We start from the raw sequence: 22,776 nt of genomic DNA on the forward strand, positions 1-22,776 counted from the left end.
ACTTCTTCGGCGGTGGTGTGTCAGGCAGCCTTATCTAGCGCTTCCAGTTCGTCGATCAGCCCTTCGATCATCGACAGGCCCTTGCTCCAGAACGACGGATCGGTCGCGTCGAGGCCGAAAGGCTTCAGGAGTTCGGAGTGATGCTTGGTGCCGCCGGCCTTCAGGAGCTCGAAATACTTCTCCTGGAAGCCCTTCTCGGCGTTGCGGTAGACGGCATAGAGCGAGTTCACCAGGCAATCGCCGAAGGCATAGGCATAGACGTAGAAGGGCGAGTGGATGAAATGCGGGATATAGGCCCAGTAGGTCTCGTAGCCCTCGGAGATCTTGATCGCAGGCCCGAGGCTTTCCTCCTGCACGGAGAGCCACAACTCGCCGATATTGTCCGACGTCAGCTCGCCATTCTTGCGGGCGGTGTGCACCTTGCGCTCGAATTCATAGAAGGCGATCTGTCGCACGACCGTGTTGATCATGTCCTCGACCTTCTGGGCGAGCATCGCCTTGCGCTCGCGCTTGTCGGTGGTCTTGTCGAGGAGGGCGCGGAAGGTCAGCATCTCTCCGAAGACGGAGGCGGTTTCGGCCAGCGTCAGCGGCGTCTGGCACATCAGCGCGCCCTGGCCGCCGGCCAGCACCTGATGAACGCCATGGCCGAGCTCATGCGCCAGCGTCATGACATCGCGCGGCTTGCCCATGTAGTTGACCAGCACGTAAGGATGAGCCGACGGCACGGTTGGATGCGCGAAGGCGCCGGGCGCCTTGCCGGGCCGCACGGGCGCGTCGATCCATTCCTCATCGAAAAAGCGCTTGGCGATCGCAGCCATTTCCGGGGCGAAATTGCCGTAGGCCGACAGCACCGTATCCTTCGCGTCGGTCCAGGGGATCAGCGCATTGGGCGTTTCCGGCAGCGGCGCATTGCGGTCCCAGAAATTCATCTGGTCCATGCCGAGCCACTTGGCCTTCATCTTGTAATAGCGGTGAGAGAGGCGCGGATAGGCGTCGCGCACGGCGGCCGCCAGCGCATCCACCACCTCGCGCTCGACGCGGTTCGCCAGGTGCCTTGAGTCGGCGATGTCTTCGAAACCGCGCCAGCGATCGGCGATTTCCTTGTCCTTGGCGAGCGTATTGGTGATGAGCGTGAAGGTGCGCAAATTGGCCTTGAAGGTTTCAGCAAGCGCCATCGCGGCTTTACGGCGCGCTTCCGGGTCCTGCTCCTGCAGCATGTTGAGCGCGACTTCCAGTGGATGCTTCTCGCCGTCGATCTCGAAGCGCAGTTCGGCCATCGTCTCGTCGAACAGCCGGTTGAAGGCGGCCGCGCTGGTCATGGATTTTTCCAGGAACAGCTGCTCGATCTTGTCGTCGAGCTGATGCGGCTTGTCCTTGCGCAGGTCGACGATCCAGGGACGATAGTGGCCGGCGATGGCGTCGTTCGCCATGCAGGCGTCCATCACGGCATCGTCGATGCGGTTCAGTTCCAGCGGAAAGAACAGCAGGTGTGCGGCGTAGTCCGTCAGCTTTGCCTGCACGTCGCCGTAAAGCTTGCCGTTGGCGGGATCGATGGTGTTGGAGAAATAGGTGAGACCGGCATAGGAGCCGAGGCGGCCCATGATGTCGTCAAGCGCCTCATATTCCCTGATGGCGGCGCCGATGCCTGCATCGCCCGATCTGGCGGCTGCATCGGTAAGCTTGCCCTTCCATTTTTCCTCGAAGGCGACGGACATCGTGCCGGCCTTCTCCATGTCGCCGAGGAAGGCCGGCGACGTTGCCGACGGATAGAGATCGCTGAGCTTCCAGGCGGGCAGGTTGCCAAGCGCCTGACCCGTGGCCTGGCTTGCGGAAAAATTAAGCGATTGATGGAGCGAGGTCGGGCTCATGGGCGATATTTCCTCTGCTTTTATTGTTCGGATCGTCCGATCCGTTTTTGTCTATTCGGCTGGAAAGCCCGCCGCAAGGCCTGATTTTGCTGCACCGGCGGTTGAATCCCGGGCGGCGTTACATTCGTCATAATGATTAAAATGCGATGATTTGGCAAAACTTCATGTTCAAGCCTTTCTGCGACTGTCGTGTCAGGTTTCGCATGAAGTGAGGCACCAATGACCGTTTATAATAGCGCCAAAGGGGGCGCGCAGATTCTCGTTGTTGAGGATGATCCGATTCAACGTCGTCTGCTCAAGAATGCCATCGAGCGGCACGGACACGTTGCCCATCTGGCAGAAAATGGCCGTCTCGGCCTTGAGTTTCTAAAGCGTGGCAACGATCATATCAACGTGATCGTGCTCGATCTGATGATGCCGGAAATGAACGGCATCGAGTTCCTGGGCGCGCTGAACGATATGGGCATCGACCTGCCCGTCATCGTGCAGACGGGGCAGGGCGGCATCGATACCGTCGTGCAGGCCATGCGTGCCGGCGCCTTCGATTTCGTCGTCAAGCCCGTGTCGCCGGAGCGTATCGCGGCATCGATCGCCAACGCCCTGAAGCTCGACCAGCGCGAGGCGAAAGCCCGTGCCGGACGCAAGTCACGCTCGAGCAGCATCTCCTTCGACGACATCGTCTCGGCAAGCCCTGCGATGATGCGCGTCATCGATCTCGCCCATCGCGCGGCGCAGTCGAATATCCCTGTCGTGCTGGAAGGCGAATCCGGCGTCGGCAAGGAACTGGTGGCTCGCGCCATCCAGGCCGCAAGCGACCGTGCCGGCAAGCCGTTCGTGACCGTCAACTGTGGCGCCATCCCGCACAATCTCGTGGAAAGCATTCTCTTCGGACATGAGAAGGGCGCGTTCACGGGCGCAGCCGAGCGCCATGTCGGCAAGTTCATGGAGGCCGATGGAGGGACTTTGTTCCTCGATGAGATCGGCGATCTGCCGCTGGAAGTCCAGGTCAAGCTGCTGCGCGCCGTGCAGCAGGGCGAAATCGAGACTGTCGGCGCGCGCGTCGCGCAGAAGGTCAATGTCCGGCTGATTTCCGCCACGAACAAGGATCTGATCGAAGAGGTCAAGGCAGGACGGTTCCGCGAGGATCTCTACTATCGTCTCAACGTCTTCCCGATCACCATGCCGGCGCTGCGCCGCCGCAAGGAGGATATCCCGCATCTGGCGCGCGCTTTTGCCGATCGGTTCGCCCACGAGCAGAAGCTCGATCATCCGCTCGGGATCAGCAACGACGCGCTGGCGCTGCTGACGGCCTATGACTGGCCGGGCAATATCCGCCAGCTCGAAAACGCGGTTTTCCGCGCGGTCGTGCTGTCCGAGGGGCCGGAGCTGCTCGACACGGATTTCCCGCAGATCGCCGCGCAGCTGCCCGGCTACTTCGCAGCCGAGCATCCGACCTTAGTTGTGGATAATTCGCATGTCTCTTCGACAGAGGCTCTTGCTGCTGAAAGAAGCGAACGGGGCGTCTACGGCATTTCGCATGGAGCGGCTGCAACCACTCCGCTTGCCGTAGCTGATGCGTCGGCCAGCGCTTCCGACAATATCATTGTCAGCACGAACACATCGGGTGACGTGCGGAAACTCGCGGATGTGGAGGAAGAATTGATCCGATTCGCCCTCAAATTCTATCGCGGGCAGATGAGTCAAGTGGCGAGAAAGCTCGGTATCGGGCGCTCAACTCTCTACCGGAAGTTGAAAGACTACGGAATAGACCCGGATGACCCGCAAAAAAACGCCGCGTGAAGGAAAGCTTAACGTTTAGGCAAGCATATTTTGTTACCCGTCGTAAAGCACTTGTTAGTGCATCGTTCACCATGTATGAAGAGGTCGACGATGTGTGGCATTTTTGCCATCGTGTCACCGCAATTGACAGCCATTTGGAACACGATGCGACATTGTCTGTCGGACGGGGATCGAATTGCCGAATTTGAGTAGAGATACCAAGCCTAATAGCTTGAGCTGGCATTCTGCGTGCTCGAACCTATTTAGCAAGGTGGCCAAGGTTGCAGCCGTTGGCCTCCTTGCTTTGGCTGTTTCTACCCCTGTTTTCGTCGGCAGCCCCTCTCAGGCGGGTGGCGAAACCCGCAGCCTGAAGATCTATTACGTCCATACCGGCGAAAAGGCCGTCATCACCTACAAGCGCAATGGCAAGTTCGATCCGGACGGCTTGGAGAAGCTGAACCGCATCTTGCGCGACTGGCGCAAGAATCAGCCGACCAAGATGAACCCGCGCCTGTTCGACCTCATATGGGAAGTCTATCGCGAAAGCGGCTCGCACGAATTCATCTACGTGATCTGCGGTTTCCGTTCGCCAGGCACCAACGAGATGCTGCGCACGCGTAACGCTCACACCGGCGTTGCCAAGAAGAGCCAGCACATGCTCGGCAACGCGATGGACTTCTACATTCCCGACGTCAAGCTCACCAAGCTGCGCGAAATCGGCATGAAGCTGCAGGTGGGCGGCGTCGGCTATTATCCGACCTCGGGCTCGCCTTTCGTGCATATGGACGTTGGCGGCGTGCGCGCATGGCCGCGCATGGATCGCCAGGATCTCGTCCGCCTCTTCCCGGACGGCAAGACGATGCATATTCCGGCCGATGGCCGGCCGCTGCCGGGCTATCAACAGGCGGTTGCCGATTACAAACGCCGCATGTCGTCCGACGATATTCAGATCGCAAGCTCGTCTTCTCCGCGCCGTGGCTTCTTTGCCCGCCTCTTTGGCGGCGGCGGTGGCGCGGATGAGGAAGAGGACAATGCGGATAGCGGAACGCCGGTGGCTGTCGCGTCGGCTGCTCGTAAGGGGCAGCCAGCTCCGGCCGCAAGCGATGATGGCGACGATAGCCCGGTTCAAGCTCAGACCCCGGCCCAGGTTCAGGTCGCCAGCGTAAATGCGCCCGTTCCGCAGGTTCGTCCGGCATTCGGCAATCAACCTTCTGGCAGCGACGTCGTCGCCGCGCTCGTCTCGCAGCCTCGTAACCCGGCTCAGGATGCGCTTGCCGCTGCGATGCCGGAGACCGACGATCAGCCGCAATATGCCGATCTCCGCTCCTATCATGTGCCTGTGCCGTCCCTGCTCGATCGCCGGGCGCCCGGCGACGCCGAAATGGCATCGGCCGAGGCTGACATGAAGGGTCAATTGGCCGCCGTTCCGGTGCCGGCGCAGCGTCCGGAAGTGGCGGAAAGCCTTCTGGCATCGGCCGATGCCGATCAGGAAGCGGCCGATGACCAGGCAGACGCAGGCGTGCTTTCGCCTTCGGTCATTGCCGCCCTCGAGCAAAGCCGTCCCGATCGGTCGGATACAAGCAATGCGGTTGCTGTGAACCAGCCGTTGAACAATGTTGCATCGAAGGATCAACTGGCGCCGGCAAGCAATGGTATGGCCACCGGCGATAGCGCAGCGCAGGCAATTGCCGCGGTCTTGCCACAGCAACGGCCGGTTCAGCAGATGCCGATGCAAGTGGCCGCGCTCGCGCCGATCCGCAACGAGGTAAAGGCGAGCAGCCGCCGTTTCAACGACGGTTTCGAGCCGGCCATACAGCAGGAACGTCCGATTGCCGCCGGTATCGCGACCAAGGGTGGCCGACCGAACAAGCAGGATGCCGTCGACGCCGATTCGGGCCGCGCGACGGTGACGACTTCGCCGAGGCTGACCGAGAAGATGATCTCGCAATGGGCGATCGCAAAGGCTCGGGTCGAGATCGTGAACCGGCCTGTCAAGGCGCCCCGCTTCGTGAGCCCGACGCTCCGTGCGCAGCCAACCGCCGTCTATACCGATGGCTTCAAGGTGCAGACGGCATCGATCGATCCCGAGCGCTTCAGCGGGACGGCGGTGAATTTCCTGCAGGTGAAGAAGTTCAATTCGGTCGAATAGGCCCATCAACGTCAGCATCGTTTTCAGGAGCCCGTTCGGGCTCCTTTTTGATTCGGTCGATCGGCTGCTCAGTTGTGATTGCAATCCGCATCAGCCAACGAGAACGCCTTTGCAAATGCGAGGTGGAAGTGGGTCCTCGTGCGCAGCTGTTGCTTGCAGGTGACACCGCCTCGGCTTTCAGGTTCGTGTCAGGATTTATGCGCGCCTCCAGCCTCCGTCATTCAGTTTCGCTTCATTTGGCTCCCTTAGGCCGGCGACTTGGGACTTGGCGGATACTCGTATTTGACTCGTAAGACGGCAATCATCATCGGCAATGGCAAGTTGCAGCGCGATCTGTCGGAGATCGTGGACCAGGCGGAGTTCGCGATGCGCTTCAACGAGCCGAAAGCCTCGATCGGCATGAGCGGTTCACGCACCGACATTCTCATGCTTGCCGCGTCCAGCAAGCCGATGCAGCGCCGATTGTCGGACCCGAGCTTCCTGACCAGCGCGACTTTCACTGCCGCCAAGGAGATCGTGCTCGCCTATCATCCCGATATCATCAGCAAATATCATCCCAAGCCCAATTTTCTTTCGCGTCTGAAAGGCAGAAAGAGCGATTGGACGATGCGGACGATCGAATTGGTCGGTGCCGCGGGCAAGGAAATCCGCATCATGCCGCCGCAGTTCTACATCGAGGGCTGCAAGGAACTCGGCGTGACGCAATGCCGGATGCACCTGCTCTTCCCGAGTACCGGCTTCTTCGGTATCCGCTATGCGTTGTCGCGATTGCCGGCCGAGGAATGGGACGTGAAGCTCTGCGGCTTCAGCTGGGAAGGATGGAAGCGCCATGCCTGGCTGGATGAACGCCGCTGGGTTGAGGACAAAATGGCGAACGGTCGCATCGGCATGCTCGCCTAGCCTTCTTTCAGTTGTTCGGATCGGCCCGAAAACAACCATTTTCAGTTTCGCCTCAGGTTTGCCTAAGCTCGCTTTCATTCAGGGTTGCTAGAGCCTCGCGAACTATGACCTCGAGGTGTCCTTTCATGCAAGCTCACGAATTCGGCCCGTCTTCGGCGATGCCGCTCGAAAGATCTCCCACGGGATTCGAGTTCGATCAGCCGTCCGCCTCGGTTGGGACCGTTCTGGCCGGGGTAAGCCAACCCGTCATTCGTGGCTTCATCATCCATCTGGATCGCGCTCGCGATCGCATGCCGCAGGTCGAAAGACTGGCCGCGAAGCTTTCGGTGCAAAGCGAGGTTATCGAGGCGGTCGATGGCCGCACGTTGACAGCGGCCGAGATCGAGAGCGTCTATCGACCCCGGCTGCAGAAGCCATACTATCCGTTTGCCATGAGCACCGGCGAGATTGCCTGTTTTCTGTCGCACCGCAAGGCCTGGGCTGCCATCGTCGAGCAGGGTATCGACGCGGGCCTCGTCTTCGAAGACGACGTCGAGATCGATGATGCGTTCCACGCGGCCTTCGCAGCCGCCAAGGCATGCCTGAAGCCGGGATCGTTCATTCGGTTCCCGTTCCGCATGGGCAAGGAACACGGCAGATGCGTTCTCTCCCAGGGAGAAACCAATGTCATCCAGCCAGTGCGGATCGGTCTCGGCATGGTGGCTCAGCTCGTCAGTCGCGATGCCGCCATCCGTCTGCTGGAGGCGACGTCCGTTTTCGATCGGCCGGTCGATACGACCATACAGATGAGCTGGTTTACCCACGTGTCGCCATTGGCGGTCCTGCCGGGCGGCGTGCGCGAAATTTCTCCCCAGCTCGGCGGCAGCACGATCAAGAGCCACAAGACCTTGGCCGAGAGGCTTTTCAGAGAGGTGTTGAGACCGCTCTATCGCGCCAAGATCGCGCTTCGCGCCCGTCGCATGATCTGAGACGATCCATCGTGGCTGTTCCGATCCTCGCATATCATCAGATTGCGGTGCCGCCGTCGCGCAAGGCGCCGTTCAGAAGCATGGTCGTCCATCCCGACGCCTTCCGTCATCAGATGGAATGGCTGAAAAGGCTCGGTATTCAGGGCATGTCGCTGCGCGAGGCAATGCCTTACGTCAGAGGCGAAAAGCGAGGCAGGGTCGCCGCCATCACCTTCGACGACAGCTATGCCAATGTCTACGAGAATGCTCTGCCCGTGCTCCAGGACTTCGGCTTCACTGCCACGAATTTCGTGGTGGCGAATCAGATCGGCGGCAGCAATGTCTGGGACATTCCCCTCGGCGTGGCGCAGGCGCCATGCATGTCCGTGGAGCAGTTGCGCCACTGGCACAGCCTGGGGCACGAGATAGGGTCGCATACGCTCGATCACGTTCGCCTGCCGCGATTGCCGATGGAAGAGGCGCGTCGCCAGATCACGCATTCGCGCGAGGTGCTCGAAGATCTGCTGGATGAGGGTATCTCGTCCTTTTGTTTCCCCTATGGCGACGAAACGCCGCTCGACCGCGTGCTGGCCTATGAGGCCGGTTACAGTGCGGCGACGACGACGCGCCGCGGCCGGGCGCGTCCGGGTGACGATGCGTTCGGTCTGCCGCGCGCGACCGTCCGGCGTAACGACAGCTGGCTGCATTTCGTCAAGAAGTGCGTCATCGGTTAGCCGACCGGCGTGGTCAGGGCGCGACGGTGAAGCTGTAGCTGCCGTTGGTCTTGTGGCCATCGGTCGAAAGTACATGCCATTTGACGGTATACTTGCCGGGCGCGAGCGTATCGCTCACGGGTATTGTCAGCGTCTTATCGCCTTCCGCCAACGCAGCCGTGCCAATCTTGATTGCCTTCCTGCCCGGCCCGGTTACCGTCGCGGCGCTGAATTTCAGGTTGAGGCTCTCGGTGAAGCCAAGATCAAGCACCGAAGGCGATTGCTTGATGGTACTATCGGCAGCCGGTGTCGCGGTTTTGAGGTGAGCGTGTGCGAGCGCTTGCTCTGTAAGGGCGAGGATCGTCACGGCTGTGGCGAGAAACAATGTCTTCATCGGAGGCATCTCGGTCTTTCCTTCGGTTTGTCGGTTGCAGCGACGGCGGCTATGGCTGCTTCTTCGACGCGGGCTCCGCAATCGCATGGCCATTGCTATCGCTGAGCGTAAAGCGAGCGTTGCCATGGTCCTTCGGCGGCGTCGCGGGCGGCATCAGGGTCCAGGTGAAATAGGCGATCAGGCCGCAGACTCCGAGCAGAAAGACGGTCAGGATCGCGGGAATAGACCATTCCTTCGTAAACATCGGTGTTTCCGGGCGAGATCTAACAGAGGCGTGGCGGCCGGACGCGGTCTTATTGAGCTGTGTCGGCATGGTCGCCTCCAAGGCTGTGCGGCGCGGTCGCAAAGAGGGTGTGGATGTCGGTTGCCTCGGTAGAGTGGGGGCCGAAGGTAGCCCAACGGCATATCGTTCGGATCATGGTCGGTTTCCTTGGGAGGGTTGTCCGGCCTCGTGGCAGAAGCTGCCCGCAAGGCATTTCATGGCAAGGGCGCCTGCGTGTGCGGCACGGGCGGTGATCCACCGGCGGCATGCAGGCTGCTGACCTGACGAGCGGCATCCGCCGCAAAGCCGGCTCAGGCGGGTGTCTGGAAGACCGGCGGTGCGCGTGGGCCGCAATTGGGGGGATAGAGCTGGCGGCGGAATTCCGTATTCTCGGGAGCGGCCATATCCTGCCGTACGAACGCGAGATGGTCGCACATTTCGGTCGGCGGGTGGGGGAGGAGCGCTGCAGCGGAAATCCGGCAGGCTTCGCAGCCGAGTACATGTGCCTTGCCGTGTTGCTTGCCGTCAGGCGTCTTCTCGGAGGTGCAGATGACGGGCAGGCTTCCATCCGGCAGGCTGTACTGAGCAAGCTCGAATGGAGGCAGTTCGGCGGCGCTGGAAATGGCCGGATGATGGGCGAAGCCGAGCGAAAACAACGCGATGGCGCATAGAATGCGCGTCAGCCCCTGCGTTGTTGCCAAGATCCGCCTTTGCACGATCTTTCCTCATCATCTGTCTAGATGAAGCAGGTACGACATTCGCCGTTTCAGCTCAATGCGGCAATTTGGTATCGCAGTCGCCGCGCCCGTTTACATGCCGCGCCGAGGTCGGTTACAGATGATCGCGAGGGCTTGCGCTGGCGGATCGGCGAGCCTCATATCAGCCAAAGTCGCGCGGCCGGATCATTTTCGGCGCCTGCGCGAAAAGGAATTGGAATGCCCATCGAATCCTGGAAGGGCGGCGAAGTCGACGTCGCGGTGATCGGTGCCGGGGCGGCCGGCGTGGGTGCCGCTCGGCAATTGCAATTGCTTCGGCCGGATCTTTCGATCGTCTTGCTCGAAGCCTCCGATCGCGTCGGCGGGCGTGCACGCTCGATCCATCCGTTCGGGGCCGATGCGGCCGCGCTCGATCTCGGTTGCGGCTGGCTACATGGCGCGCGCACCAACGCCTGGACCGGGATTGCCGAAGAGGTCGGCCTCACCGTCGATCGCACGCCTGCCCCCTGGAGCGACGGCGGCCACCGGCTGGAGCAGAATGATGCGGACGCAAAGGCTGCGGCTGCCGCCGTCAACGATTTCTTCGAACGCGTCGACGACTACAGGGGCAATGATGACGCGGATCTTTCGACCATGCTGTCTCCCGACGATCCGTGGAGTGAGAGGATCTATGCCGTTGGTGCCTTCATGACCGGGGGAGAGCTCGACAAGTCCTCGGTGATCGATCTCGGCCGCTACGATCCCGGCCCCGGACCTGACTGGCGCGTGCGGCAGGGCTACGGCACTCTGGTTGAGACCTTTGGCTTGCCGGTGCCGACCGTTCTGAGCGTCGAGGTGAGCCGCATCGACCATAGCGGCGCAGACCATATCGTGCTTTCGACGAGCAAGGGGGAGCTGCGGGCAAGGGCCGTCGTCGTCACAGTGTCCACTAACGTGCTGGCCGCCGAACGCATCACCTTCTGGCCGCCCCTGCCGGAGAAGATCGAGGCGGCGGCGCGCCTGCCGCTCGGGCTCGCAAACAAGCTCTTCATCCGCATTGCCGACCCCGAGATATTTACCGACGATACGCATGTGATGGGATCGAAGCACAGCCGTCGGACCGGAGCCTATCAGTTGAAGCCGTTTGGCGCCTCGGTCATCGAAGCTTATTTTGCCGCCGATCTCGCGCTCGATCTGGAGCGGCAGGGCATTGATGCGATGTTTGCATTTTCGGTCGAGCAGCTGAAACGTGTCTTCGGCGCGGATATCGGCAAGACACTGTCGCCGCTTGTTGCCTCGGCCTGGGCGGGAGAGCCCTTCTTCGGCGGCTCTTATTCCTACGCGACGCCCGGCGCTTCCGATCTTCGTAGCGTATTGGCGGCGCCCCGTGACGGGCGCTTGTTCTTCGCGGGAGAGGCCTGTTCGAAGGCGCGCTACTCTACCGCGCACGGCGCCTATGAGACCGGCGTTGCCGCCGCTGAAGCCGTTGCGAAAGCGCTCTGATGGAAGCTGCATAGGAGGTATAGCCGGCTTCCAGGCAAGAAATAGCGATTCGCCTCATAATTTTACGCAGATCGCTCTTAAACTTGCGTGAGAACAGGCGTAAACGCAATCAAATACCACCCGATTTGATTTACACCATCCTTCGGGAGATGGGCGGCGAAAGCCGCGACAAGAGAAGCATTGGAGGAGCCATGAGCAACGGCGAAACTTTAACGTTCGACATCCAGAAAAACCCCAATTCCGCTACGGCGAGCGAACGCGAAGCGCTGCTGCAGAACCCAGGCTTTGGCCGCGTCTTCACCGATCACATGGTCACGATCCGCTATTCGCAGGATCGCGGCTGGCACAGCGCCAAGATCGAGCCGCGCAAGGCGCTGGCGCTCGATCCGGCGACCGTGGTGCTTCATTATGCGCAGGAAATCTTCGAAGGCATGAAGGCCTATCATCTGCCTGATGGCGGTGCGGCGCTCTTCCGCCCGAGCGCCAACGCGCAGCGCTTCCACAATTCGGCCGAACGGCTGGCCATGCCGCCGTTGCCGGAAAAGCTCTTCGTCGAGTCCGTTCGCGAGCTGGTCAAGATCGATCGCGAGTGGATTCCGACCGCCGAGGGTTCGTCGCTCTATCTCCGGCCATTCATGATCGGTTCGGAAGCGGCGCTCGGCACTAGGCCGGCGACCGACTACCTCTATTGCGTCGTTGCCTCGCCGGTTGCCTCCTATTTCAAGGGCGGCGCGTCGGCTGTTACGCTTTGGCTCTCCGAGAACTACACGCGTGCGGCTCCCGGCGGCACCGGTGCGGCCAAGTGCGGCGGCAACTACGCTGCAAGCCTTTCCGCGCTCGCCGAAGGTCAACGCGAGGGCTGCGAGCAGGTCGTCTTCCTCGATGCCGTCGAAAAGCGCTGGATCGAAGAGCTTGGCGGCATGAACATCTTCTTCGTCTTCAAGGACGGGTCGCTGCAGACGCCGCCGCTGACGGGAACGATCCTGCCTGGAATCACCCGCGACTCCCTCATCAAGCTTGGGCGCGACATGGGTCTCACTGTTCGCGAGGAGCCCTATTCGATCGAGCAGTGGCAGGCCGATGCCGAGAGCGGGCGCCTGAGCGAAGCCTTTGCGTGCGGCACGGCAGCCGTCGTGACGCCAATCGGCAAGCTGAAGGGCCGCAAGCACGGCTTCACCATCGGCGACGGCAATGCCGGCCCGACCACCCTGCGCCTGAAGGCTGCGCTGACCGACATCCAGTTCGGCCGCGCGCCGGACAAGCATGAGTGGCTGGACCGCCTGTTTTAAGCGGACCACGAGCCGATATCCGGCGGGAAAGGCATATGAACTCTCCCGCCGGCTCTGACTAAAAAGTTCGCATAGTCACCCGAACAATCGGAGTTGTTATGATGACCAATGTCAGCGACCGTCCCGGCGCCGCGCCGGGCGAGGAGATCGGCTTTGTCGGTCTCGGCGTCATGGGCCAGCCAATGGCTCTCAATCTTGCAAAGGCCGGCGCGAGGCTTGTCGTGTGGAACAGATCGCCGGCAGCCGCCGATCCGCTGCGCGAGGCTGGCGCCGCGGTCGCGGCAGGTGTCGATGAGGTGTTCGAATGCGCACGCATCGTCATTCTCATGCTGGTCAATGAAGCAGTCCTGGACGAGGTGCTGCTGCGCGGGACGCCGGACTTCGCCAAGCTGGTCTCCGGCCATATCGTGGTGTCGATGGGCTCCAATCCGCCCGACTATTCGCGCGGGCTCGCCGCCGATATCATCGCTGCTGGTGGACGCTATGTCGAAGCCCCGGTTTCGGGCTCGCGGAAGCCCGCCGAGATGGGACAGCTCGTGGCCTTGCTTGGCGGCGATGCGGAGGCAATTTCCGAGGTGCGGCCGCTGCTCGCGCCCATGTGCCGCGAAACGATCCTGTGCGGCCCGGTCGGCAATGCGCTCTTGATGAAGCTCACCGTCAATCTCTATCTCTGCACGATGCTGGCGGGGCTTGCCGAAGCGGCGCATTTTGCCGAGAGCAACGGGCTCGATCTCAAGACGTTCCAGGCGGCGATCGATTCCGGTCCGATGGCCAGCGATCTGACGCGCGTGAAAATTCCAAAACTTGTCGCACAGGATTTTTCAGTGCAGGCGGCAACGGCCGATGCCTTCAACAGCACGAAGCTGATTGCCGAGGCGGCCCGCGCCGTCGGCATGGCCTCGCCGGTTCTCGATCTTTGCCGGACCCTTTATGGCGAGAGCGTCGAACTCGGTAATGGCCGGCTCGACATGGTGTCGGTGGTCAAGGCGATCGAGGCCCGCACCGCGGCGCTTGGTCGCCCCTCGTAAACCACGGTGCGATGCCTATGTTGAGTCGAGGTTTCAACAGACATTCCTGAAAGGAACACGGATATGTCTGCCCTTAAGGACAGCAATCTTTTTCAACAGCTCGGTTTGAAGCATCCCTTGATCGTCGCGCCGATGGCCGGTGGCCCTTCGTCGGTGGATCTCACGGCGGCCGCTTCGGCTGCGGGCGCTCTTGGCGCCATGGGCGGCGCCTATTCCAATGCTGCGGCCATCGAAGCCTTTGCAGCTCAGGTGCGCCAGCAGACCGACAAGCCGTTTTCGATCAATCTCTTCATCCCGCATTCGATCCCGGAAGTCGCGGCTGATCGTATCGAGCGCGCCGTGGAGGCGACCGCGCGATATCGTCAGGAGTTGGAGCTATCTTCTCCCCAGCTTGGCCTTCCCTATGAAGAGGATTTCGACGCACAGTTCGAAGCCGTGTTGCGCATCAAGCCGGCGTGCCTGAGCTTCGTCTTCGGCCTGCTGCCCGCCGATCATGTCCGCGAGGCAAAGAGGGCCGGCATTCCGCTGATCGGCACGGCGACGACGCTTGAGGAGGCAAGGGCGCTGGAAGAGAGCGGCGTAGATGCGATCACGCTGCAAGGCTACGAGGCCGGTGGCCATCGCGGGATTTTCGATGCCAGGGCAGCCGATCCGGAAATCGGCATTCATGATCTCCTGACCCAATCCGTCGGCACCATTCGCCTGCCGCTGATCGCCGCCGGCGGCATCATGACGGCGGGCGATATTCGCACGGCGCTGCAGGCGGGCGCGCAGGCCGTCCAGATGGGGACAGCCTTCCTTGCCTGCTCCGAAGCCGGGACATCGGCGCCCTATCGCAAGAGGCTTCTCGAAACGCCGGACCGCAAGACGCGGACGACGCGCGCCTTTTCGGGCCGTTTTGCCCGCGGCATCGAGAATCGCTTCATGGATGAGATGGATGGGAAGCCTGACGCCATTCTGCCCTTTCCGGCGCAGAACAAGTTCACCCGGGACATTCGCGGCGCATCGACGGCGAAGGGATCGCCGGATTTCCTGTCTCTCTGGTCGGGAACTGGCAAGGGCGAGCTTTGGCAGGGCAGCGCCGCCGAATTGATCGGTCGCCTTTTCGCCTGATAATCCGCCCAAAAAGAAAGGAGCCGGCAAGCCGGCTCCTGATCATCTTGCAAGGCTGATACGAGCCTTGATTATTCCATGCCGAGTGCGGCCATGTAGGTCTGCAGGATGGATTCTTCTTCCAGGCGCTCGTTCGCGTCCTTCTTGCGAAGGCGGATGATGGTGCGGATCGCCTTGGTGTCGTAGCCACGGCCCTTGGCCTCGCCCATGACGTCCTTGATATCGGAGCCAATCGCGGCCTTTTCTTCTTCGAGGCGCTCGATGCGCTCGATGAATTGACGGAGTTCCGCCGCGGCCACGTTCTCGACGCTGTTCTCTTCCATGCACTTCTCCTAAAGGGTCTCAAAGGGGTCGCTTGCAGCCCGTCGCGGATGAGATCGGCCAGTCGCCGACACGGCACATCGCTTCATGGCTTGCGCGGTATTTCGAATTCGATCGGGCAGTTGACGTGCCGCGAATGGCGCGCAAGGTCAAGCCGAATTGGTGAAGGGAGCGTTAATCTTTCGGCTTGTTCTGCTCGAAAGCGGCTTTTTGCACAGGCGAGGCTTCCTTCTGGTGCAGGTTTTTCCAATCCTCGTAGGGCATGCCGTAGATCGCTTCGCGGGACTCGTCCTTGCTGACGGGTAGTCCTGCCTCTTCGGCGGCTTCGCGATACCAGTTGGAGAGGCAGTTGCGGCAGAAACCGGCAAGGTTCATCAGGTCGATGTTCTGAACGTCGCTGCGCTCGCGCAAATGTGCCACGAGGCGGCGGAATGCGGCGGCTTCAAGCTCGGTCTCCTGTTGCCTGGTGAGTGTGGTCATTTCGGATCTCCTTGGTTCGCTCGCCGCTTCATGCCTCATAAGGGCCGGTGCGCGAAGGATAGCGTTTGTATTCGTGCAGGGCCGGATCGGCATTGATCTCGGCGAAGATCGGCGCGAGGCGGTCGGCCCATTCGACAGTGCCGGCCTCATCGCCGATCAGGTCCTGACGGACCTCCAGCAACGCATGCGGAATGCCCTTCATCATGCAATGCCGGAACATCGTGTCGTTGCGCAGGGCGCCGTCGTAAGGCTCGTTGTCTCCAATCACCAGATCGGTATCGGCGCCAAGCTTTGCAAGAAGCGGCAAGACGGCGCGTTCGTCGCTGTCCCAGAGTACGCTTGCATGCCAGGGGCGCGGCACACCCTTCCAGGCAGGCGTGAAGGAGTGCATCGAGAAGACCAGAGGCGCCTTGCCCGTCGCTTCGGCTACGGCTGATATCGTCTCGTCGACCGCCTTGTGATAGGGCCGGTGGAAGGCCTCGATGCGATAGTTCCACTCCTCATCCGTGATCGGATGATTGCCCGGTATGATCGCGCCGTCCGAGATCTTCATGATGAGCGTCGGGTCGTCCTCGCCGCGGTTCGGATCGATCAGCAGGCGGGAAAAGCCGCCGAGCACGCCCGGCACCCCAAGCTTTTCGCACAAATGGCGGCACAGGCTTTCGATGCCGATGTCATAGGCGATGTGGCGGGAAAAGGCGGCTTCCGGCAGGCCAAGGCTGCCATAGCGCGCGGGCAAATGTCGCATGGCGTGGTCGCCGAGAATGACCATGCCTTTGTCACGATTGCCGGGTATGCATTCAAACGGTGTGAAATCGGTCATGCGGATTGTCGGTTATTGAAATTTTCAACTCTTTGTTTGATTGCATGTGTGGATGGAAGGTGCAAGGTTCGCAACTTCGATCGGATCAAGAGCGGCGCATGGTGCCGTTACCGTCTCGTGATGAAAATATAATCGATTAGAGTTGCGTTGACATTCACCGGATGGCGGCGCAAGAAGCAACAACAACGAATAACCGGGAGCCAATTGGAAGCCGTGTCCAGCCAAGTCGCGCCACGTTTCGTTAAGCGGTCAGGTCCGCTCGCCCGAATCGCCTTCCTCATTCTCGCTGTCGCAGCGCCGTTCTTCTTCATGCCGAATGCGGCTCGTGCCGATTTCCGAACGTGCAACGGCACGCAGAACCTTGTTGGTGTGGCGATCGGCTATCGTGCGAAGGACGGCTGGGTGACGGAAGGCTGGTGGCAGATTCCGGCCAACACCTGCGCGACATTGATCGAAGGCCCGCTTCAATCCCGCTATTATTACCTCTACGCAGAAGATGCGGCCCGCGGCGGCCGCTGGACGGGCGACGTCGAAATGTGCGTGGCGGAAAATGAATTCAAAATCCCAGGCGTGAAGGACTGCTACGCTCGTGGCTACCAGAAGATGGGGTTCAAGGAATACGACACCGGGCGCCAGGCGAGCTGGATGGTTCAGCTTTCCGAGCCCTCGGGCAGCCAAGAAAGCCAGAATTGATGAGACGCAACAGAAAAGTCAAAATCCTCGCAACGCTCGGTCCGGCTTCCTCTTCGGAGGAAATGATTCAGAAGCTTCATGAGGCCGGGGCGGACCTGTTCCGCATCAACATGAGCCATGCCAGCCATGATGTCATGCGCACGCTGATCCAGCGTATTCGCGCCGTTGAAGCTCGCTGTGGCCGTCCGATCGGTATTCTCGCTGACTTGCAGGGTCCCAAGCTGCGCGTCGGCAAGTTTGCCGAGACCAAGGTCGATCTGAAGCCCGGCCAGACTTTCACGCTCGACAATCAGGATATCCCCGGCGACAACACACGTGTTTACCTGCCGCATCCGGAAATCCTGGAATCGGTTCAGCCCGGCCATCGCCTGCTGATCGATGACGGCAAGCTGGCGCTGCGCGCCGAAAAGTGTGACGGCAAGAGCATCGTCACCACGGTCATTTCCGGCACGAAGATTTCAGATCGCAAGGGTGTGAGCCTGCCCGATACGCTGCTCGGCGTCGGTGCTCTCACAGAGAAGGACCGCGTCGACCTCGATGCCGTTCTCGCCACCAACGAAGTCGACTGGGTGGCGCTCTCCTTCATCCAGCGTCCGGAAGATTTGACGGAAGTCCGCAAGATCTCGCACGGCCGCGTCGGTCTGATGTCGAAGATCGAAAAGCCGCAGGCCGTCGAGCGCATCGAGGAAATCATCGAGCTTTCCGACGCACTGATGGTTGCCCGTGGCGACCTCGGCGTCGAAATGCCGTTGGAATCCGTTCCTGGCATTCAGAAGCAGCTCATCCGTGCCTGCCGCCGTTCCGGCAAGCCTGTCGTCGTCGCCACGCAGATGCTGGAATCGATGATCTCAGCGCCGGTTCCGACCCGCGCCGAAGTGTCCGACGTTGCGACCGCCGTGTTCGAAGGCGCCGATGCCGTCATGCTCTCGGCAGAATCCGCATCCGGCGACTATCCGGTCGAAGCCGTTTCGATGATGGCTTCCATTGCCGGCACCATCGAGCGCGAGCCGCATTATCCGGGCATCATCTACGCCCAGCGCGCCTTGCCTGAAGCAACCGGCGCCGATGCCATCTCGCTCGCCGCCCGGCAGATAGCCGAGACGCTGAAGCTTGCCGCCATCGTCTGCTACACCTCTTCCGGCACGACCGGTCTGCGCGCCTCGCGCGAGCGCCCGCAGGTTCCGATCCTTGCGCTGTCGCCGATCATCCAGACCGCGCGCCGCCTGTCCGTTGTGTGGGGCATGCACTGCGTAGTCACCCATGACGCGACTGACCTCGACGACATGGTCAACAATGCCTGCCGCATCGTTGCCGAGGAAGGCTTCGGCAAGCCAGGCGACCGCATCATCATTTCGGCCGGCGTTCCGCTCGGCACGCCGGGTGCTACCAACATGCTGCGTATTGCCTATATCGGTTCGGACGGTCAGTCCGGCGTGTGATTGCCGCCATCTGACTGCGGCAGCACCCTGAAACAACCGAAACCCGCTGTCGAAAGACGGCGGGTTTTTTCTTGAAGCGAAGCGCCTACGTTCCCCCAGGCAGAGTGAGAAGGAGATATGCCAATGAAAGTCGGATTTATCGGATTGGGTCAGATGGGCAGCGCCATGGCCGTTAATCTCATCAAGGCAGGGCATGAGGTGACGGTCTACAATCGCTCGCGCGACAAGGCGGAGGCTCTGGTCGGCGAGGGTGCGAAAGTCGCAGGAACTGTGGCGGAAGCCTGCACTGGCGATGCCGTCTTCACCATGCTCGCCCACGATGATGCACTTTCGGCGGTCGTGCACGGTGATGGCGGCGTCCTTGCGAGCCTCGGCAAGGGTGCGGTTCATATCTCCGCGAGCACGATCAGCGTTGCCACCTCCGAGCGGCTGACCAGGGAACATGCGGCCGCAGGCCAGCGCTTCGTCGCGGCGCCCGTCTTCGGTCGGCCGGAAGCCGCGGCTGCGGCAAAACTATTCGTCGTCGCGGCCGGAGTGCCCAATGCCGTCCAGTCGGTCACACCGCTCTTCGATGCGATCGGCCAGCGCACTTTCGTCGTCGGCGAGGAGCCGAAGGCTGCCAACCTCGTCAAGCTCAGCGGCAATTTCCTCATCGCCGCAGTCATCGAGTCGCTTGGCGAGGCCATGGCGTTGGTCGAAAAGGGCGGTGTCGACCGGCATGCCTATCTCGAACTCCTGACCTCGACGCTCTTCAGCGCGCCCGTCTACAAGACCTATGGCGGGCTGATTGCTGATCGCAAGTTCCAGCCGGCTGGCTTTACCGCGCCGCTCGGCCAGAAGGACATCCGCCTCGCGCTTGCCGCCGGCGAGGCGCTGAACGTGCCGCTGCCGCTGGCGAGCCTGCTGCGTGATCGGTTCCTCAACCTGTTGGCGCATGGCGGCGAGGAGCTGGATTGGTCGGCGATCGGCGCCTTGGCTGCCAAGGATGCGGGATTGGTGGGGTAGATCAGGGCTGGGTGGTGTAGTTATCGCCGATCGAGCGGGTGGAGACTGCGCACCCCCTCTGTCGCTGTCGCGACAGAGGGGGACACCATAGGCGCCGTATATTGCAGGCTTCTTTCAAGCCCCTTGCTAACCACCGCCCCACATGCAACCTTCCTATCTTCCAGAGGAGGGACCCCTATGCATTTCACCACGCTGCTCGCCTTTGCCGCCGTTTCCTTCATCGGTATCGCAACGCCGGGGCCGACCGTGCTGCTGGCGCTCACCAACGGCTCGCGCTTCGGCGTCCGGCGCGCCTTGCCGGGCATGATCGGTGCGGTCCTGTCCGATGCCGTTTTGATCAGCGCGGTTGCCATCGGCCTTGGCGCGCTGCTGGCTGCCTCCGAATTCTGGTTCTCGGCCCTTAAATGGGTGGGCGCGGCCTATCTCGCCTTCCTCGGTATCATGATGCTGCGGTCGAAGGGGGCCATCGACAGCGCCCTGCAGGCGAGCGCGAGCCAGCCGAAGGGAACAGCCTTTGCCATCGGCCTGAAGAGCTTCATGGTGGCTGTCACCAATCCCAAGGGCTATCTCTTCTTCTCAGCTTTCCTGCCACAGTTCATCGAACCATCCGCACCGCAGCTACAGCAATATGTCGTTCTGGGCGCGATCTTCGCCGCACTCGATTTCATCATCATGTTCGGATACGCGGTCTTCGGCTCGCAGGCCGTGCGCGTCCTGAAGTCGGAAGGCGCGAAATGGCTTGAGCGCGCCTGTGGCGGCGCGCTGCTCGCGCTTGCTGGGTCGCTGGCGCTCTATCGTCGCGCAGTGAACTAGCGGCGAAGCGGACGATCCGCTCCGCATTTGTCCTGAAATTGCTCTAGTGGCGGCTTAGCGCCGCCTCGAAAACATCCTGGTCGACATTGCCGCCTGACGTGACGGCGATGACCGTGTCGCCGTCGAGGTCCTTGCCGTGGAAGAGCGCAGCAGCGAGCGCGACGGCGCCGCCCGGCTCGACCACGATCTTCAGCCGAGTGAAAGCGAACGCCATGGCCTTTTGCGCCTCTTCATCCGAGACGACCAGGCCGGGGCCGCAAAGACGCTTCAGGATCGGAAAGGTGATGTTGCCGGGCTGCGGCGTGATGATGGCGTCGCAGATCGAGCCTTGCAGTACAGAGTTGCGCTCGATCTGGCCCGAGGCCAGCGAGCGGGCGGTATCATCGAAATTTTCCGGCTCGCACGGACGCGCCTTCAGGCCCGGCGCGCGGGATTCGAGCGCGAGCGCGATACCCGAGGTCAGGCCGCCGCCACCGCAGGGGACGAGCACGCTTGCAGCCTCGATGCCTTCCTCGGCCGCCTGTTCGGCGATTTCCAGCCCGGTCGTTCCCTGGCCGGCAATCACCTGCGGCTCGTCGAACGGCTTGATGAGCGTCAGCCCGCGCTCTCTGGAAATACGTGCGCCGATTTCGTCGCGATCTTCCCTGATCCGATCATAGAGCACGACTTCGGCGCCGAAGGCCCGGGTGTTGGCGATCTTCAGCTTCGGCGCGTCCGTCGGCATGATGATGACCGAGGGGATGCCGTGCAACTTTGCAGCCAGCGCCACACCCTGCGCATGATTGCCGGACGAGAAGGCGATGACGCCTCTGGCACGCACGGTCGGCTCCAGCGCGGAGACAGCGGACCAGCCGCCGCGAAACTTGAAGGAGCCGGAGTGCTGCAGGCACTCGGCCTTCACGAACAGGCGGCGGCCGGCAATCTCATCAAGAAAGGGCGAGGAGAGAAGCGGCGTGCGGCGCGCCCGGCCGCCGAGGCGAGTGCGGGCGGCTTCGATCATTGCGATATCGACCATGGAAGGATCACTCTTCTGATTCAGAAAGACTTTCCATCCATAAAGCGCCCGCCCTCCGCTTAAAACAAGGAGATTGTCTCCGTGACACTTCAGGCGAGGCCGGGCAGCGAGAGATGCCCGACATTGTAGGTCTGCAGACCGGCGCGGCCTGGAACTTTCGGCGCCTCGGCGAGCAGGCGGAAGCGCACTAACGTCCAGTGAGTCGGCTCGAAGGCGGCGACCGAGGCGAGCGCTTCGCCGTTCGATATGGCCCGCGCTGCCGTCTCCGTCTCCTTCGCACGGAGTTCGGCAAGCGATGTTTCAGCGTCGATGGCGACTACTTCGCGCGTGGCGAATTGGGCGCTGCGAATATCCTCGGACGTCTCGGCGTGCCAGGTGATCCATGTGTTGACCCGGGGGCGGACGAAGCTCTCAGTGAGAGCCGCGAAGCCGGGGCCGCAAATGAAGTCGCTCAGGCCCTCCTCCTGCTGCCAGACGTAGAAGGGGGAATAGAAATTCTGCCGGCTGCCCGTGATGGCATCGCCCTTTCTTGCCGTCAGGTAGGCTTTGAACTTCAGGCCCGGGAGATTGTCGAGCAGCGGGCCTTTTTCGCGGATACGGCGATCGATGATCGTCATGTCGTAATCCGCGGGGAGGGGGAAATTATATTGCATGGCGATCATCAGTCATTCCTCCAGCCAGGTGACGGCGCTTCCATCCTGCGCCGCCTGGATGCTGATATAGGAAAAGGCATGTTCCGACGTCGCACCGTGGCGATGGCGCTCGTTCGGTGCGAAGCTGATGCAGTCGCCGGCACGCAGCTCCTCGGCCGGGCCGCCGAAGCGCTCGGCAAGTCCGACGCCGGACAGAACATAGAGGATCTGTCCATGCGGATGCGTATGCCAGCGAGTCATCACGCCGGGCTCGAGCGCGCAGCGCATGGCCGTGAGGCCGCCGTTTTCAGAGCTTTCCACGAGCGACTCCACCAGAAAGGAAGCCGTCGCGATACCCTCGGGCGAGGGCCGCATATTCGTGCCGGCGCGGTGGATGGCGGGTGCTTGGGTCGATGTGGTTTGAGGCATCGCTCTCAGGCCTGTTCGATCATCTGCGCGCGGCCATCGGCGAAGGACCAGTCCTCGCGTGTCGCCGTCGTGATGGTGATCATGATGTCCTCGGGACGGACGCCGGGGGCGTCTGCAAGAAGCTCGGCGACACGGCGATAGAAAGCCTTCTTGACCTCAATGCTGCGCGGCTTGCCAGTCGTGACATCGAAGAAGACGTAATCGTCCGAACGCGGCTTGCTGGCGAAATAGGTTCGATCGAAGATGAGCTCATGCGGCTCCAGCTGATGAATGGACTGGAAGCGATCTGTCGGCGGCACCTCGAAGGCCTCGACCAGGGCGCGGTGAAAGTTATCAGACAGCGCCTTCAGATATTCCGGCGACTTGCCGCGCAGAAGGGTGATGCGGGTGAATGGCATGGGATTGCTCCTGTTTCCGTGTCTCTTGACGATCATAGAATGCCAGCGGATAATCATCCTGAAAATCAGATAATTCAGGATTTATAGT

General features: G+C 61.5%; 24 protein-coding genes. 13 read left to right on the forward strand and 11 right to left on the reverse strand.

The window, feature by feature from the left end; genetic code table 11:
* Positions 1-20 precede the first annotated feature (20 nt).
* Complete coding sequence (locus BJ928_RS11330; RefSeq protein WP_047629045.1) at positions 21-1,868, reverse strand: M3 family oligoendopeptidase; 1,848 nt, start codon at positions 1,866-1,868, stop codon at positions 21-23.
* Between the two features lie 219 nt (positions 1,869-2,087).
* On the opposite strand from BJ928_RS11330, the gene BJ928_RS11335 reads away from it, so the two are divergent.
* From BJ928_RS11335 to BJ928_RS11355, 5 genes are all read left to right on the forward strand, one after another.
* Positions 2,088-3,668 carry a sigma-54 dependent transcriptional regulator gene (locus BJ928_RS11335; protein ID WP_047629046.1) on the forward strand — a complete coding sequence of 527 codons (1,581 nt, stop codon included), beginning with the start codon at positions 2,088-2,090 and terminating at the stop codon, positions 3,666-3,668.
* Between the two features lie 175 nt (positions 3,669-3,843).
* On the forward strand, positions 3,844-5,796 hold the full coding sequence (locus tag BJ928_RS11340) for a DUF882 domain-containing protein (protein WP_047629047.1): 1,953 nt from the start codon (positions 3,844-3,846) through the stop codon (positions 5,794-5,796).
* A gap of 282 nt (positions 5,797-6,078) precedes the next feature.
* Entirely contained in the window at positions 6,079-6,696 is a 618-nt protein-coding gene (locus BJ928_RS11345) for a hypothetical protein (RefSeq protein WP_047629048.1), read from the forward strand.
* 125 nt (positions 6,697-6,821) lie between these two features.
* Positions 6,822-7,664 carry a glycosyltransferase family 25 protein gene (locus tag BJ928_RS11350; RefSeq protein ID WP_047629049.1) on the forward strand — a complete coding sequence of 281 codons (843 nt, stop codon included), beginning with the start codon at positions 6,822-6,824 and terminating at the stop codon, positions 7,662-7,664.
* 11 nt (positions 7,665-7,675) lie between these two features.
* Positions 7,676-8,377, forward strand: a complete 702-nt coding sequence (locus BJ928_RS11355; protein WP_047629050.1) for a polysaccharide deacetylase family protein — start codon at positions 7,676-7,678, stop codon at positions 8,375-8,377.
* A gap of 13 nt (positions 8,378-8,390) precedes the next feature.
* Here BJ928_RS11355 and copC read toward each other — a convergent pair whose 3' ends face one another.
* The 3 genes from copC to BJ928_RS11370 all read right to left on the reverse strand — a co-directional run bounded on the left by copC (position 8,391) and on the right by BJ928_RS11370 (position 9,728).
* Positions 8,391-8,759: a copper homeostasis periplasmic binding protein CopC gene (gene copC, locus BJ928_RS11360; RefSeq protein ID WP_047629051.1), complete on the reverse strand. Its 369-nt coding sequence runs from the start codon at positions 8,757-8,759 to the stop codon at positions 8,391-8,393.
* A gap of 40 nt (positions 8,760-8,799) precedes the next feature.
* The gene (locus BJ928_RS11365; RefSeq protein WP_052227505.1) at positions 8,800-8,994 is read right to left on the reverse strand and encodes a hypothetical protein; all 195 of its coding nucleotides are present in this window, start codon (positions 8,992-8,994) and stop codon (positions 8,800-8,802) included.
* A 329-nt stretch (positions 8,995-9,323) separates the two neighbouring features.
* On the reverse strand, positions 9,324-9,728 hold the full coding sequence (locus BJ928_RS11370) for a hypothetical protein (protein ID WP_052227506.1): 405 nt from the start codon (positions 9,726-9,728) through the stop codon (positions 9,324-9,326).
* Positions 9,729-9,947: 219 nt separating this feature from the next.
* Between BJ928_RS11370 and BJ928_RS11375 the strand changes: the two genes are divergently transcribed.
* From BJ928_RS11375 to BJ928_RS11390, 4 genes are all read left to right on the forward strand, one after another.
* On the forward strand, positions 9,948-11,210 hold the full coding sequence (locus BJ928_RS11375; protein WP_047629052.1) for an NAD(P)/FAD-dependent oxidoreductase: 1,263 nt from the start codon (positions 9,948-9,950) through the stop codon (positions 11,208-11,210).
* A 191-nt stretch (positions 11,211-11,401) separates the two neighbouring features.
* Entirely contained in the window at positions 11,402-12,499 is a 1,098-nt protein-coding gene (locus tag BJ928_RS11380) for a branched-chain amino acid aminotransferase (protein ID WP_047629509.1), read from the forward strand.
* A 98-nt stretch (positions 12,500-12,597) separates the two neighbouring features.
* Positions 12,598-13,527, forward strand: coding sequence for an NAD(P)-dependent oxidoreductase (locus tag BJ928_RS11385; protein ID WP_082011778.1), 930 nt, complete (start codon positions 12,598-12,600; stop codon positions 13,525-13,527).
* A gap of 63 nt (positions 13,528-13,590) precedes the next feature.
* Entirely contained in the window at positions 13,591-14,640 is a 1,050-nt protein-coding gene (locus tag BJ928_RS11390) for a nitronate monooxygenase (protein ID WP_047629054.1), read from the forward strand.
* Between the two features lie 71 nt (positions 14,641-14,711).
* On the opposite strand, the gene BJ928_RS11395 is transcribed toward BJ928_RS11390, so the two are convergent.
* The 3 genes from BJ928_RS11395 to BJ928_RS11405 all read right to left on the reverse strand — a co-directional run bounded on the left by BJ928_RS11395 (position 14,712) and on the right by BJ928_RS11405 (position 16,264).
* Positions 14,712-14,963 carry a DUF2312 domain-containing protein gene (locus tag BJ928_RS11395; protein WP_015341059.1) on the reverse strand — a complete coding sequence of 84 codons (252 nt, stop codon included), beginning with the start codon at positions 14,961-14,963 and terminating at the stop codon, positions 14,712-14,714.
* A gap of 172 nt (positions 14,964-15,135) precedes the next feature.
* Complete coding sequence (locus tag BJ928_RS11400; protein ID WP_047629055.1) at positions 15,136-15,441, reverse strand: DUF1244 domain-containing protein; 306 nt, start codon at positions 15,439-15,441, stop codon at positions 15,136-15,138.
* Positions 15,442-15,469: 28 nt separating this feature from the next.
* Positions 15,470-16,264 (reverse strand): N-formylglutamate amidohydrolase, encoded by a 795-nt coding sequence (locus tag BJ928_RS11405; protein ID WP_047629056.1) that lies wholly within the window; start codon positions 16,262-16,264, stop codon positions 15,470-15,472.
* Between the two features lie 204 nt (positions 16,265-16,468).
* Here BJ928_RS11405 and BJ928_RS11410 point away from each other — a divergent pair, with 204 nt between their 5' ends.
* The 4 genes from BJ928_RS11410 to BJ928_RS11425 all read left to right on the forward strand — a co-directional run bounded on the left by BJ928_RS11410 (position 16,469) and on the right by BJ928_RS11425 (position 20,214).
* Positions 16,469-16,957, forward strand: coding sequence for a DUF1036 domain-containing protein (locus BJ928_RS11410; RefSeq protein WP_047629057.1), 489 nt, complete (start codon positions 16,469-16,471; stop codon positions 16,955-16,957).
* Positions 16,957-18,396, forward strand: a complete 1,440-nt coding sequence (gene pyk, locus BJ928_RS11415; protein WP_047629058.1) for a pyruvate kinase — start codon at positions 16,957-16,959, stop codon at positions 18,394-18,396. The genes BJ928_RS11410 and pyk overlap by 1 nt, the downstream gene beginning before the upstream one ends.
* Positions 18,397-18,519: 123 nt before the next feature.
* The gene (locus BJ928_RS11420; RefSeq protein ID WP_047629059.1) at positions 18,520-19,401 is read left to right on the forward strand and encodes an NAD(P)-dependent oxidoreductase; all 882 of its coding nucleotides are present in this window, start codon (positions 18,520-18,522) and stop codon (positions 19,399-19,401) included.
* A 177-nt stretch (positions 19,402-19,578) separates the two neighbouring features.
* Positions 19,579-20,214, forward strand: a complete 636-nt coding sequence (locus BJ928_RS11425) for a LysE family translocator (protein WP_047629060.1) — start codon at positions 19,579-19,581, stop codon at positions 20,212-20,214.
* Between the two features lie 43 nt (positions 20,215-20,257).
* On the opposite strand, the gene BJ928_RS11430 is transcribed toward BJ928_RS11425, so the two are convergent.
* From BJ928_RS11430 to BJ928_RS11445, 4 genes are all read right to left on the reverse strand, one after another.
* Complete coding sequence (locus BJ928_RS11430; RefSeq protein ID WP_047629061.1) at positions 20,258-21,229, reverse strand: threonine/serine dehydratase; 972 nt, start codon at positions 21,227-21,229, stop codon at positions 20,258-20,260.
* An 89-nt stretch (positions 21,230-21,318) separates the two neighbouring features.
* Positions 21,319-21,891 carry a DUF4865 family protein gene (locus tag BJ928_RS11435; protein ID WP_047629063.1) on the reverse strand — a complete coding sequence of 191 codons (573 nt, stop codon included), beginning with the start codon at positions 21,889-21,891 and terminating at the stop codon, positions 21,319-21,321.
* A gap of 3 nt (positions 21,892-21,894) precedes the next feature.
* The gene (locus BJ928_RS11440) at positions 21,895-22,290 is read right to left on the reverse strand and encodes a cupin domain-containing protein (RefSeq protein WP_047629064.1); all 396 of its coding nucleotides are present in this window, start codon (positions 22,288-22,290) and stop codon (positions 21,895-21,897) included.
* Between the two features lie 5 nt (positions 22,291-22,295).
* A complete protein-coding gene (locus BJ928_RS11445; RefSeq protein ID WP_047629065.1) occupies positions 22,296-22,688 on the reverse strand; it encodes a tautomerase family protein in 393 nt (130 codons plus the stop codon).
* Between the last annotated feature and the right edge of the window lie 88 nt (positions 22,689-22,776).

Origin of the sequence: Rhizobium sp. WW_1, from assembly GCF_003610155.1 — a bacterium.
GTDB lineage: Bacteria > Pseudomonadota > Alphaproteobacteria > Rhizobiales > Rhizobiaceae > Rhizobium > Rhizobium tropici_A.

Bases quoted from the DNA above. Each gene is read 5' to 3' on its own strand.
- BJ928_RS11375 (WP_047629052.1), top strand. From the start codon at position 9,948: ATGCCCATCGAATCCTGGAAGGGCGGCGAAGTCGACGTCGCGGTGATC.
- BJ928_RS11335 (WP_047629046.1), top strand. From the start codon at position 2,088: ATGACCGTTTATAATAGCGCCAAAGGGGGCGCGCAGATTCTCGTTGTT.
- BJ928_RS11435 (WP_047629063.1), bottom strand. From the start codon at position 21,891: ATGATCGCCATGCAATATAATTTCCCCCTCCCCGCGGATTACGACATG.
- BJ928_RS11330 (WP_047629045.1), bottom strand. From the start codon at position 1,868: ATGAGCCCGACCTCGCTCCATCAATCGCTTAATTTTTCCGCAAGCCAG.
- BJ928_RS11445 (WP_047629065.1), bottom strand. From the start codon at position 22,688: ATGCCATTCACCCGCATCACCCTTCTGCGCGGCAAGTCGCCGGAATAT.
- BJ928_RS11350 (WP_047629049.1), top strand. From the start codon at position 6,822: ATGCAAGCTCACGAATTCGGCCCGTCTTCGGCGATGCCGCTCGAAAGA.
- BJ928_RS11405 (WP_047629056.1), bottom strand. From the start codon at position 16,264: ATGACCGATTTCACACCGTTTGAATGCATACCCGGCAATCGTGACAAA.
- BJ928_RS11385 (WP_082011778.1), top strand. From the start codon at position 12,598: ATGATGACCAATGTCAGCGACCGTCCCGGCGCCGCGCCGGGCGAGGAG.
- copC (WP_047629051.1), bottom strand. From the start codon at position 8,759: ATGCCTCCGATGAAGACATTGTTTCTCGCCACAGCCGTGACGATCCTC.
- BJ928_RS11400 (WP_047629055.1), bottom strand. From the start codon at position 15,441: ATGACCACACTCACCAGGCAACAGGAGACCGAGCTTGAAGCCGCCGCA.
- BJ928_RS11390 (WP_047629054.1), top strand. From the start codon at position 13,591: ATGTCTGCCCTTAAGGACAGCAATCTTTTTCAACAGCTCGGTTTGAAG.
- BJ928_RS11440 (WP_047629064.1), bottom strand. From the start codon at position 22,290: ATGCCTCAAACCACATCGACCCAAGCACCCGCCATCCACCGCGCCGGC.
- BJ928_RS11380 (WP_047629509.1), top strand. From the start codon at position 11,402: ATGAGCAACGGCGAAACTTTAACGTTCGACATCCAGAAAAACCCCAAT.
- BJ928_RS11430 (WP_047629061.1), bottom strand. From the start codon at position 21,229: ATGGTCGATATCGCAATGATCGAAGCCGCCCGCACTCGCCTCGGCGGC.
- BJ928_RS11420 (WP_047629059.1), top strand. From the start codon at position 18,520: ATGAAAGTCGGATTTATCGGATTGGGTCAGATGGGCAGCGCCATGGCC.
- BJ928_RS11365 (WP_052227505.1), bottom strand. From the start codon at position 8,994: ATGTTTACGAAGGAATGGTCTATTCCCGCGATCCTGACCGTCTTTCTG.
- pyk (WP_047629058.1), top strand. From the start codon at position 16,957: ATGAGACGCAACAGAAAAGTCAAAATCCTCGCAACGCTCGGTCCGGCT.
- BJ928_RS11425 (WP_047629060.1), top strand. From the start codon at position 19,579: ATGCATTTCACCACGCTGCTCGCCTTTGCCGCCGTTTCCTTCATCGGT.
- BJ928_RS11395 (WP_015341059.1), bottom strand. From the start codon at position 14,963: ATGGAAGAGAACAGCGTCGAGAACGTGGCCGCGGCGGAACTCCGTCAA.